We start from the raw sequence: 12,582 nt of genomic DNA on the forward strand, positions 1-12,582 counted from the left end.
AGCACCACCAGAACAGCTAACCGTAGCGCACATTTTAGCTTTTGGTAAACTATCGACTCAGCAGAATGTAAGGTACTGTTCTCATTTCTTTTTCTTGGGTTTGGGTTCAGGCAGTTCTGCTACAGTGATGCTAACCAGTTTTTTTAGCCAATCGCGATCTTCCAATTGCGCTTCTATTAGAAACTGATTTTTTGTACCCGGGTAAGGAGGTGCCTCCACAACATCTTTTATATACGCCCTTCCAGATAAGGTTGGCTTAACAAACAGCTTGTTATCGCACACCAGTGCAAACAACTTATCATCAAAATACAAGCCGTATTCGCCAAACATTTTTTTATACGTAACATGTCCGGAATAATCCATTTGATCTATTATAAAGTCTACGAATTTCTGTTCTGACGCCATTGTAAATTGATCTAATTTGAAAGGTGTATTATGAGTAAAGCTAAACGAATAATTAAAGAGAAAATCTTTAACTGTTTTCACTATTAAATTCTACTGCTTCAAGCACTAAGGTAGGAACAATCGCCGATTATATTAAGTACACCCATTCACTAATCATTGGCTTATTGTTTTTCTTTTGATTCTGGTTTGCAATAATGGGCTTAATCGCTAAATTTGTCGCCCAAATGAACAATTGACACAAAATATATGATTGTTCTAAACGGTAAAAAAGAATAAAATGGAAGAAAATGATTTTGTTTCAATCTGGCTGGAAGAAACCGGAAATCCTGCAATTGAGAAGCTAGGGCAGCTAAATCTCGAAGTTGCCAATAAAACCACAAAAGTACTTGCAGAAAAGGGTGTAACAGAAAACAATCTTGCTTCCATACTGGATATTAATCCTGATGAAATTAAAAGGTGGTTAACCGGCAGACATGTCTTCAGCATTAAAACCATTAACGAAATTGTTATTGCAATGGCCGAAATTACTCAAAAAGAACAACAGCCTGAATTCCAATAAATATGCTATTATACGTTGAAGCACTTAATTATCGGGCGCAATCCTTAATTATTTATCTACTGTAGTTTCGTTAAAGTTCACGGTTTTGAGCTTACTTACATTCTTTTGTTCAATGGCTTTACCGGCATAACCAGGTTTATTTACACCCCATACCACATTGCTGTTAAGTACACTGATGTAGCCCGTATTTTCAAAATAAAACCCTGCAATTGCACTTTTAACAAGTCCTTCAACATTGCTCGGCCTACGGTCGTATACACCCCCTTCTTCCTTTGTGGTTTTATCAAGATAAACACTAACCTGATCAAAGTAGATCTCTGAAATTTTATCGGGGCTTTCGCCACTGATGTACACACCACTTTCTCCCGTACAGCGGATATTGCTGAAATAAATATTCTTAACCGCTCCTACCTTTCCCTTGGTTTGTCCTTTTGGCAAACGCCAACCAGCATCTTTATTGTTGCTGGTTGCTCTTGGGTAAGCAGTAATATAAATCGGCTCTGCCTTGCCCCACCATACATCCGAAAAAAGTTTGGATTCGATAAACAGGTTGGAGAAAATTACGTTGTTTACCGTCCCTTCATCACGGTTTTGAATACCAATACCGCGGTTGCTTTTCCTGATATTACAGTTATTGACGAGCACATTACTGATCCGGTCCATATTTTCAGAACCTATTTTAATGGCGCATGAACTAGAGGTCATGGTGCAGTTACTAATCACAATATTTTCGCAGGCGCCATACTCTGCAAATTCACGCCTGTTTTTTAAGCAAATACAATCATCGCCTGATTCGATAAAACAATTGGTAATCCTCACATTTTTACTATGATCAAGATCAATACCATCGCTGTTACGGATTTTAATACTGTTCAACAGCGTAATATTTGATATCGATACGTCATTACAACCTACTAAATGAACCGTCCAGTAGGCTGAATTCTGAAAAGTTACCCCATCTATGTTCAGTTTATTACAACCGATCAAAGTAAGCAAATGCGGCCTGGGGTCTACAACATTAAAGGGTTTTAATACATACGAGTCGCTAAGCTCCTCCCCCATAAACGAAATCCCATTTCCATCAATTACCCCTGTTCCACTGATGCTTACCTGTTCGAGTTTTTCCCCGCCTATCCAAATGGTTCCCTCGCCCTTGTTTTCACGAAAGGCACTTTGGGTATATAATTTTTCATCTGGACTAGCCAAGAGCTTAGCACCGCCTTCCACTCTTAAATCGATGAACGATTTTAAGTTAAAAGGACCAGTTAAAAACACATAACCAGCTGGTACAATTACCTGTCCGCCGCCTGCTGCTGCACAGGCATCGATGGTTTTCTGAATAGCAACTGCATCATTGGTTTTGCCATCGCCAACTGCGCCGTAGTTTTTAATATTGTATAATTTATTTTGGGCCAGCGTACCGATAGAAATCAGCATTGCAAAAAAGAGTAATATTTTGATCTTCATTTTCAATTCATTAGGAATAGATAGATAAGGCTATTTTAGACAAAGGCCCGTTTACCAAAAAACGGTATAAAGCGCTGCAAGAATACCACATATTATAACCGAGGCAATGGTAAATGCCGGAGTAACCTTAAACATGCTGCGGTCTATTTCAAGCCCCTGTGGATTATCTTTACTTTTCGGATCGGTTAGCGTAACCAAAACCATCAAAACGATGATGATCACAAATACCCACGACATCCTGTTTAAGAAAGGGATTGGCTCAATGGCTCCGTCGGTTAATGTGGGTAAAAATTTAAACAAGATAGATAGTGGTATGGTTAATAATGCAGCAGTGAGGGCTGCACGTGAAGTGGTTTTTTTCCAGAAAAAGCCCAGCAAAAAGATGGCAAAAACACCCGGCGAAATAAAACCGACATATTCTTGAATAAACTGATAAACCTGATCAAAGCTGCGCAATGCAGGCGCAATAACGATAGCAATTAGCGATGCAATAACCACAGACCATCGCCCAACTGAAACCAAACGTGTTTCTGAAGCTTCAGGTTTGATAAATTTCTTGTAAATATCAAGCGTAAAAATGGTGGCGATACTGTTGCATTTCCCTGCTAAAGAGGCCACAATGGCAGCAGTGAGCGCGGCGAAAGCCAAACCTTTAATTCCTGCAGGCAATAAATTCATGAGCACCGGATAAGCATGATCGGGTTTAACCGTTCCGGCGGCATCTAGCATTTCGGAATGAAAATAACCACGTTGATAAAGCACATAGGCAGCAATACCAGGAATAACAACAATTACCGGAATGAGTAATTTTAAAAATGCGGCAAATATTAGTCCGCTGCGCCCGGTTTTTAAGTCGGCTCCCAATGCCCTTTGAACGATATACTGGTTACAGCCCCAGTAATTTAAATTATTGATCCACAAACCACCTACCAATACCGCAATACCCGGCAGCTCGTTATAAAATTTATCCCCTTTCGAAAATATCATATGAAAATGATCAGACGCTTCACTGCGTAATAATGGAAGCGAGGCTAAAACATTTGGTGCATCTAATTTTTCGGCTACGAGTTTAAGTGCCATATAACAGGTAATCAATCCGCCTGCAACCAAAACAAAAACCTGTATTACATCGGTATAACCAATTACCTTCATCCCCCCTAGTGTAATAATAGCAGAAAAAATGGCCAGAAAAATGATGCATATATTAAAAGGAACGCCTGTAATGGTTTCAATAGCAATGGCCCCAAGAAAGAAAATAGACGTTAAGTTTACAAACACATAAACGAGTAACCAAAAAACAGCCATCAGTGTACTCACCGTATTATTATAGCGGTTAGAAAGGAACTGTGGCATCGTATAAATTTTGTTCTTGATATAAATAGGTAGAAAGAATATGGCTACAATAATTAGCGTGGCAGCTGCCATCCATTCATAACTTGCAATGGCAAGCCCCATAGCAAAACCCGAACCCGACATGCCAATAAAATGCTCGGCAGAAATATTAGAAGCAATGATAGATGCGCCAATTGCCCACCAGGTAAGTGAACCTTCTGCCAGAAAATAATCTTTGGTATCGGTACGTTTTTTTTTCTTGCTCCGATAAACCCAATAGCCATATGCCGAAACAATAATAAAATACATCAAAAAAACAGCATAATCAAATGCAGACAAGTGGTTCATATGGATTTTTTATATTTGGTTTTTTTTTAAAAATCAGAAAAAATCCCAATGTTGGGGGCTAAATTCGATTATTTAATTACGTAAACGTTTTCGCCTAGCCTATAGCAATAACACAGACTTAGCTTTGTTAGCAGCCTGTCGATTCGCGCTTGATCAACATCGATTTCAATATTATATTCTGCTCATCATCCAGTTGTTTATTATTGAGAATTTTGAACAGGCATTTTGCTGCTTCACGCCCGATTTCGAAAGCTGGCTGTGTAATTGTAGTAAGTGAAGGATTCAAAAGCTTTGCTGTACTGAGGTTCGAAAAGCTCAGTATTTTCACATCATCCGGAATCTTTAGGCCCATTTCTCTGCAGGCGCAGTAAGCAGGAATAATAAATTCTTCAATGGAAGAAAAAAGTGCGTCGGGCTTATACTCCCTGAGCAGCTCGTTTATATGTTGCAGATTAAGTTCTTCGTCATCCTGATATTTAACAACGGGCTGCTCATCAGCAGCTATTCCATGCGTTTTCAGTGCATCAAGATAACCCGCAAACCTGGCTTTACCAGCAGGAAGATTTTCCAATCCATATAAATACGCAATTTTGGTACAACCGCATTCAATTAAATGCTCAGTCGCCTGAAAAGCAATTTCGTAATCATCGGTGGTTACTTTAACAGCATCCAGGTTTTCATAAACGCGGTCAAAAAATACCAATGGAATTTTCTTAACCAGGTTGGTATAATATTCACTGTTATACTCACTGCTAGACACAGATGTAAGAATACCATCTACCCGGCCATTTAATAAACTATTGGTGAAGGCAACTTCTGCCTCTATATTCTCGTGGGTTTGGTAAATAAGTACATGGTAACCGTATTGCCTTGCAATCTCCTCAATTCCTTTGATGGATAATGAGAAAAAGTTATTGGCTACACAGGGAATGATCACCGCTACCGTTTTAGTTTTATGGCTCCTTAGATTACTGGCGGCTGGATTGGGTGTATAATTTAACTCTTTGGCTAAGGTCCACACCCTGTTTTTGGTTTTTAAACTGATCTCGTAACTGTCATTGAGGGCCTTAGAAACGGTTGCGATGGAAATATTTAATTCCTGAGCCAACCGCTTAATGTTCACTGCTTCCGCCATGTCTTAAAAATTTGTTTAGTTAGTTTTTTCAGAGGAAAATGCCCCATATAACACTTTAGTTAGCGATATAATAGGTCAAAAGCTTCTTTTTCACCAGCATCTTCATCAAAAACAATCCAGCTTGCCTCAATTTTCAGAGCAGGTTTGCCGAATTTATGTTCATAACATTTGTTGGTTACAGCAATAAGATACTTCTTTTGACTAAGAAAAAGTATCTGCTACAAACGAAAATATGAAATAATCGTAATAACAACGTTTATTTCTTTTCTTTTATACATTTCACTAATGGGCATTCAGGCAGAAAAGGACAACCATTAGTGCAACTCAAAATGTAACCTATTAAATATAAACAAATTAAAGTTGATTACATAGTGTAGAATTTAATTTTACTTAATCGTTTACGTAAATAAAATTGGCAAAATATAAAAGTTTAAGCTTCTAAAAACTCAACTTTAACTTATAAAACCAAAGAAAATCTTTAACCAATCCATTTCTAGCCTTATGAGAAACCAAAGCGAAGCTTCAAAGGATAATCAAAATCCATTGCAAAATCTTGATCAATGGGAAGAGGATATATTAATCCGCTACCCTGATCCAAAAAACATCAACGCTGAAAAAAAAGAAGAGCAGTTCAGAAATTATGATGAAACGGAAAAAGACAGCGTAAAAGAATTTTACAGGCTTAATCATACTTATCAAACCTATGATTTCGTAAAACAGAAAAAAGCAGATTATTTAAAGTTCGACAAACAGGAGATGCCGATCTGGAGTGCGTTTGATTTTTTAAACAAACTGGTAGATGATTCTGATCCTGATACCGATCTGGACCAGATGCAGCACCTTTTACAAACATCAGAAGCCATTAGAAACGACGGCCACCCCGATTGGATGGTATTGGTTGGTTTAATACACGATATGGGCAAAGTACTGTGTCTGTTCGGAGAACCACAATGGGCCGTAGTGGGCGATACTTTTCCGGTAGGTTGCGCCTATTCAGATAAAATTGTTTATCCAGAATTTTTCAGTCAGAATCCCGATTTTAAAAACGAAACCTACCAGACCAAATTGGGTGTTTATACTCAAAACTGCGGTCTAGACAATGTAGACATGTCATGGGGCCACGATGAATATGTATACCACATGATGAAGCCCTACATTCCGGAGCCGGGATTATACATGCTCCGTTACCATTCCTTTTACTCGCAGCACAGGGAAAATGCATACGATCACCTGATGAATGAAAAAGATCATGAAATGTTTAAATGGGTAAACCTTTTTAACCCTTACGATTTGTACTCTAAAAACCCCAATCAGAAAAGCTGGGCAGAACTAGAACCTTATTACAAGACACTTGTAGCTAAGTATTTACCAGCCACTATTAAATTTTAACATTCTATCTCAAAAACAGTATAACCAAATAAAACAAACCAATTTATGAACCTAAATCTACAAAAATCATGAGATTTAAATGTACAAGCTTAAAGTATGGCAGCATCTTTTTGTTGCTTTTACTCATCAGCCAGTCGTTCAACGCTGTTTTTGCGCAGGATGAACGAAAAATTACCGGGAATTTAATAGACACCGAAAACATGCCAATTATTGGTGCTTCGGTTTCGGTAAAAGGCACCAGCAAAGTAACAGTTACCGGAGATAAAGGTGCTTTTAGCATCTCTGCCAAAAACGGCGACAAACTCGTATTTACTTTTATGGGCTATGAAGCCAAAGAAATCACTATTGGCACCGCATCGAGCTATAAAGTAACCATAAAAGAAGCAAATACCTCACTTACAGATGTAGTTGTGGTAGGATATGGAAAAGGGTCTCGCAAGGGCTTATCAAGTGCCATTACTTCAGTAAAACCCGAAGAATTAAATAAAGGCGCTATTGCAGATGTTGGGCAGCTGCTCCAGGGTAAAGTTCCGGGGCTGAATATCAGCGCCAGTGGCGACCCAAACAAACCAGCGGCAGTAATCTTACGTGGTGCATCTACCATTAATAGTCCAGGAGCACCTTTTTATGTGATTGATGGTATCCCTGGAGCCGATATTGCGGCGATAGCACCAGCCGATATTGCATCAATTGATGTATTAAAAGATGCCGCAGCAACTGCTATTTATGGTAACCGTGCAGCTAGTGGTGTAATTATAGTAACAACGAAACGTGGTAAATCGGGCATGCCGCAGTTAAGCTATAGTGGCTATATAGCTGCCGAAAAAGTAAGTAATCAGCTTGATTTAATGGATGCTGATCAATTAAGGGCTTACCTTACAGCTAACAAGGTTGCATTTTCGCCAAATGATGATAAAGGCGAAAATGTAAATTGGATGAAAGCCATTGAGCGTTCTACTGCATATTCACAGAACCATAACCTTTCATTTAGCGGTGGTACCGATCACAGCAATTATAGCGCCAGCTTAAACTACTTTAACAAGGAGGGTATTTTAAGTAAAAGTTCATTAAATCGTATTATTGGTCGATTAAACATAGATCAGTACGCATTCAATGATAAAGTAAAATTCAGTTTAAACCTATCAAATTCGAGTAGCAAGTCTATTAATGAGCCATTGCAGAATATTGTATTATTACAGGCTGCAAAACGCTTACCTGTTTCGCCAATTTATAATGCAGATGGTAGTTATTTCGAAAACCTGAACAATACAGGTTATTTTAATCCGGTAGCCATAGCCGATAATGCACAGGACGAAACAAAATACAACGTTTTAGTTGGGGGTTTTAATACGGAAGTAAAATTGCCGTTTGGCTTTACTTATAACATTAATTTATCTTACCAGAAAACTACTGCTGCCCATGGTGAATTTTACAGCAGTTATTTTGGCAAATATCCAACATCGAACTTTTACAATAATCCGGATCCGGGCATTGGAATTGCACATACCCTGATTGGAGGTGTGTTTGGCACTAATGGCTCGGCTTTAAGAAGCAATTTTGAAAACACCAATAAAATATTAGAAACATTCTTAACCTGGGATAAAAAAATTGGCGACCATACCTTAAACGCGGTACTGGGTTACAGTTATCAGGATAATATTATTGGTGACGGTTTTCAAACTTCAAGCACAAATTTCCCAACAGATTACGTTGGTTTTCAAAACCTTACCTTAGGCAACCCATATGCCATTTCTTCTTACCGCATTAATTTAGGAAACGATCTTACCTATCAAAGAATTCTGATGATCTCTGACTTTTTCAGGTTAAATTATAACTATAAGAGTAAATACTTTTTACAGGGATCAATCAGACGTGACGGAAGCTCTGCATTCGGAAAAAATAACCAATGGGGTTATTTCCCATCTGTTGGTTTAGCCTGGAGAGTAAGCGAAGAAGAATTCATGAAGGGACAATCGTTTGTAAGCGATTTAAAAATCCGTGCGAGTTACGGGGTAACCGGAAACTCAGCAGGTATAGGCGCCTATAATGGACAGTTAATTTATGGCATAAGTGGTACTTATTACAATAATGGCGTTCAGGCAGCAGGATATGCGCCAACACAAGGCGCAAATCCCGATTTAAAATGGGAAAGAACATCAACCAAAAATCTTGGGGTTGATTTCGGGATTTTAAACAACAAAATTACAGGTAGTGTAGATGTATATGATAAAAACACCAATGGTATGCTTTTCCAATACAGTGTACCACAAGCGCTTGTTCCAGGTGGTAGATTATGGGCAAACGGTGGTAGCATCAACAATAAAGGTATCGAAGTAAGTTTAAATGTATCGCCAATTGCTTCCAAAAGTTTTTCATGGTTGAGCACCATTAACATGGCATACAATAAAAACAAGATTACGAGCTTACAAGGCCCTATTTCTAATACAGATTCCCTTCGTTACTCAGATCCAGAAGGACCAGGACAAACCAATGCTACCTTACAAATTCTGAAAGTTGGTTATCCGCTTGGCCAGTTTTTCACCCTAAAATATGCAGGTAAAGATGCGAGTGGTAATTCGCTATTTTATAAACACGATGGTTCTACCACAACTACACCGGGCATTGGAACCGACTATTTCTACCTGGGGAATGCGCAACCAAAAGTAATAATGGGTTGGAGCAATACCTTCAAATATAAAGAATTGGAACTGAACATCTTTTTAAGGGGAACCTTTGGCAACAAAATATTTAACGCCACCAAAGCAGATTTATCTTACACCGCAGGCGCAGCAGTTAACAACATACTAAACAGCGCTGCTGACGATAAGGTAACAGACACAAGAAACTCATTCTACTCCGACCGGTATATTGAGAGTGGCTCTTATGTGCGTTTGGATAACGCAACTTTAGGCTATAATTTTAAAAACCTGATTAAGTATGTGAGTAATGTTAGGGTTTATTTATCTACCAATAATTTATTTACCATTACCGGATATAAAGGTGTTGATCCTGAGATTAATCAGGGAGGCGCTGCCCCGGGTATAGATTATAATAACTTCTATCCTAAAACACGCACCTTTTTACTAGGTCTTAACGCATCATTTTAAAACACAAATTTTAAAGAAATGAAAAAGATATTATTTGGAATATTATTTGCGCTGACCGGAGCACTAATATTCACCTCCTGTCAAAAACTTGAGGTACCCGTTACATCAGAACTTACTCCAGAAACCTATCCTCAAACAGCTGCACAGTTGACATCGGCATCGGGAGCGGTATACATCAATTTAAGGAGCGATTATGCCACTACTTACTTTTTTTTACAAAGTTCTTCAACAGATGAATCAGTGCTTCCAATTTTTGCTTCCGACTGGATTGACGGCAATAAGTACCTTGAACTGCATCGCCATACCTGGACAAAAGACAATGCATGGGTTGCGGCAGGCTGGGCATATTTAACCAATATTATCGGCACCGCCAATCAGACAATTTCCATTATAAGCCAATCAGCACCAGCGGGTGCTGCAAAAAACACCAACATTGCAGAATTAAAAACCATGCGGGCCCTGTCATATTTTATGATGATGGATTTATATGGAAATGTTCCGTTAGATACGTTGTATGGCAACACAGCCTTAAAAACAAATTCGAAGCGTGTAGAGGTATTCAACTATGTAGAAAGCGAGCTTAAAGCTGCTATCCCCTATTTAAAGTCGACTAGCGGCATGGCAACCTATGGTTTACCAACAAAATACCTGGCTTATTCTATATTAGCGAAAATGTATTTAAATGCAGCCGTATATACAGGAACAGCACGTTATGATGATTGTATAGCGGCTTGTGATCAGATCATCAGTTCAGGTTTATATAGTATAGAACCAATGTCGAGCTATCTACAAATGTTTTATCCTACCAATGGGCCATCACAAAAGGAATTTATTTTTGCAATCCCCTTTGATGCTTCTACCTCTTCTGGTAATATGTTTATGGCACGCTACGACCTAAACCGTAATCTTGGTATCCGTTACCAATACTCTGGCTCCACACCGGGTACATTTACTAACCCGGTTATGAACCAAAGCAGTGGCGGAGGCTTATCAAACAATAAACCGAGCGGACCAAGAATGACCACTACCGAGTTTTATGCAAATTTTACAGATGCAAACGATATCCGAAACAAACAATGGCTTACAGGCCCGCAGTACTGGCCAGATGGAAGTCCGATTATGGTGAGCACCACTAATTTAGGTTACGATCAGTTTTATACTGGTGGTACTCCAGCTGGAACACTAACTTATGCCCTAAATTTAACTCCGTTGAGCAGTTCACGTTTAGGTGCAAATGCTTACGATTTAGGGAAGGATGAAATTGCCTGGAATACTGGCTACCGTAACATTAAATTTTTACCAGATTACACCAATCCAACTAACCGTAACCAAAATAACGATATGCCATTATTCCGCTATTCAGACATTATCCTAATGAAAGCAGAAGCCATATTTAGAGGTGGGACGCCTACGTTAGGCGCTACAGCAATAGGTTTGGTAAACAGTGTACGAAGCAACCGTACCACTTCTGCAGCTTTAGGCGCATTAACATTGGATGTACTTTACAATGAGCGTTCGAAAGAATTTGCATGGGAATGCTGGCACCGTAATGATATGATCAGGTTCGGTAAATTTGAGAACACTTATGGTTTATCTAAAACCAATACCGATACTTACCGCCGTATATTCCCAATTCCAAGTACAGCAATAGCAACAAACAATACATTGGTTCAAAACCCTGGTTACAATTAACCCTCGGTAAACAATACAAAAATTTCTCTGGGGTAAAAGCCAGAGAAATTTCTTTTTTCCTATCCTGTTTAAGGCCGATGGCCCATCAAAATTTCTCAATCACCTTAAATTTATCTCCATGAGGAAACACTTACTTTTACTGATTTCCCTATTCACCTATTGCTCATTACAAGCTCAGGTTTTATTAAAAACACCATCTGAAGCCACCCCTCCAACCAAAACTTTAACTAAAGATGCCTTATCGCTTAATTTTATTGCAATGGGCGATTGGGGAAGAAACGGTGCCGACCATCAGAAACAGGTAGCGCAACAAATGGGGATAACCGCAGCAGATGTTAAAGCACAGTTTATCATTTCTACAGGTGATAACTTCTACCCTAGCGGCGTAATCAGTGAACACGATCCGCTTTTTAAATATTCTTTTGAAGATATTTATACTGCATTTTCTTTGCAGTGGGATTGGTATCCGGTACTGGGTAACCACGATTATAAATCCAATCCAGATGCCCAGGTTGCTTATTCTAAAATCAGTAGGAGATGGAAAATGCCCGCCCGTTATTATGCAAAGAAATTTCCTATTAACGGTGACCTGAATAATCAGGTATTGATTGCTTTTATCGATACCAACCCTTTAATTCCAGAATTTTACAAAAATTCAGAATATGGCCCAAACGTAAAAGGCCAGGATACTACCCAACAAAAACGATGGCTGGTTAAAACATTAAGTGACACAGATCCAAGTATCAGATGGAAAATTGTTGTGGGCCATCACCCCATGTATACTGGAGGAAGCCGCACAGATGGATATGATACCAAAGCAATCCGCCGTTCCCTTAAACCGGTTTTTGATCGTTATGGCGTAGATGTATACCTCACCGGGCACGAGCACAGCTTGCAGTACATTAAACCTACAGGCAAAACACATCACTTCATTTCAGGCGCAGCATCAGAAAAAACACCCGTAAAACTCATTGATGATGCCCAGATGGTGGCTTCTGTGTATGGTTTTATGCTTTTTTCAGTCGGCAAAGATTTAATCCGTGTACAAACCATTAACGATGAAGGAGAAATTATTTATAATACCATTATCAAAAAATAAATGCTGCTTTTCTCCAAACAGCGCTTATTTTTAGAAAAAAAATCGTCCA

At 38.9% G+C, this 12,582-nt stretch carries 9 protein-coding genes; 5 read left to right on the top strand and 4 right to left on the bottom strand.

What is annotated here, in order from left to right; all coding sequences use genetic code 11:
* Window positions 1-81 precede the first annotated feature (81 nt).
* Window positions 82-486 (bottom strand): TfoX/Sxy family protein, encoded by a 405-nt coding sequence (locus LQ227_RS17680; RefSeq protein ID WP_230140214.1) that lies wholly within the window; start codon window positions 484-486, stop codon window positions 82-84.
* Window positions 487-682: 196 nt separating this feature from the next.
* Here LQ227_RS17680 and LQ227_RS17685 point away from each other — a divergent pair, with 196 nt between their 5' ends.
* The gene (locus LQ227_RS17685) at window positions 683-964 is read left to right on the top strand and encodes a hypothetical protein (protein WP_230150190.1); all 282 of its coding nucleotides are present in this window, start codon (window positions 683-685) and stop codon (window positions 962-964) included.
* A 48-nt stretch (window positions 965-1,012) separates the two neighbouring features.
* Here LQ227_RS17685 and LQ227_RS17690 read toward each other — a convergent pair whose 3' ends face one another.
* The 3 genes from LQ227_RS17690 to LQ227_RS17700 all read right to left on the bottom strand — a co-directional run bounded on the left by LQ227_RS17690 (window position 1,013) and on the right by LQ227_RS17700 (window position 5,246).
* The gene (locus tag LQ227_RS17690) at window positions 1,013-2,431 is read right to left on the bottom strand and encodes a glycoside hydrolase family 28 protein (protein WP_230140210.1); all 1,419 of its coding nucleotides are present in this window, start codon (window positions 2,429-2,431) and stop codon (window positions 1,013-1,015) included.
* 51 nt (window positions 2,432-2,482) lie between these two features.
* Complete coding sequence (locus LQ227_RS17695) at window positions 2,483-4,111, bottom strand: sodium/sugar symporter (RefSeq protein WP_230140208.1); 1,629 nt, start codon at window positions 4,109-4,111, stop codon at window positions 2,483-2,485.
* 127 nt (window positions 4,112-4,238) lie between these two features.
* Entirely contained in the window at window positions 4,239-5,246 is a 1,008-nt protein-coding gene (locus LQ227_RS17700) for a LacI family DNA-binding transcriptional regulator (protein WP_230140206.1), read from the bottom strand.
* 501 nt (window positions 5,247-5,747) lie between these two features.
* Here LQ227_RS17700 and LQ227_RS17705 point away from each other — a divergent pair.
* The 4 genes from LQ227_RS17705 to LQ227_RS17720 all read left to right on the top strand — a co-directional run bounded on the left by LQ227_RS17705 (window position 5,748) and on the right by LQ227_RS17720 (window position 12,533).
* Complete coding sequence (locus LQ227_RS17705; RefSeq protein ID WP_230150191.1) at window positions 5,748-6,635, top strand: inositol oxygenase; 888 nt, start codon at window positions 5,748-5,750, stop codon at window positions 6,633-6,635.
* Window positions 6,636-6,703: 68 nt separating this feature from the next.
* Window positions 6,704-9,742, top strand: coding sequence for a SusC/RagA family TonB-linked outer membrane protein (locus tag LQ227_RS17710; protein WP_230150193.1), 3,039 nt, complete (start codon window positions 6,704-6,706; stop codon window positions 9,740-9,742).
* Between the two features lie 18 nt (window positions 9,743-9,760).
* The gene (locus LQ227_RS17715) at window positions 9,761-11,434 is read left to right on the top strand and encodes a RagB/SusD family nutrient uptake outer membrane protein (protein ID WP_230150196.1); all 1,674 of its coding nucleotides are present in this window, start codon (window positions 9,761-9,763) and stop codon (window positions 11,432-11,434) included.
* Window positions 11,435-11,552: 118 nt separating this feature from the next.
* Window positions 11,553-12,533, top strand: a complete 981-nt coding sequence (locus LQ227_RS17720; RefSeq protein WP_230150198.1) for a metallophosphoesterase — start codon at window positions 11,553-11,555, stop codon at window positions 12,531-12,533.
* The last annotated feature ends 49 nt before the right edge of the window (window positions 12,534-12,582 follow it).

It is taken from the genome of Pedobacter sp. Bi27 (genome assembly GCF_918698255.1).
Lineage (GTDB): Bacteria > Bacteroidota > Bacteroidia > Sphingobacteriales > Sphingobacteriaceae > Pedobacter.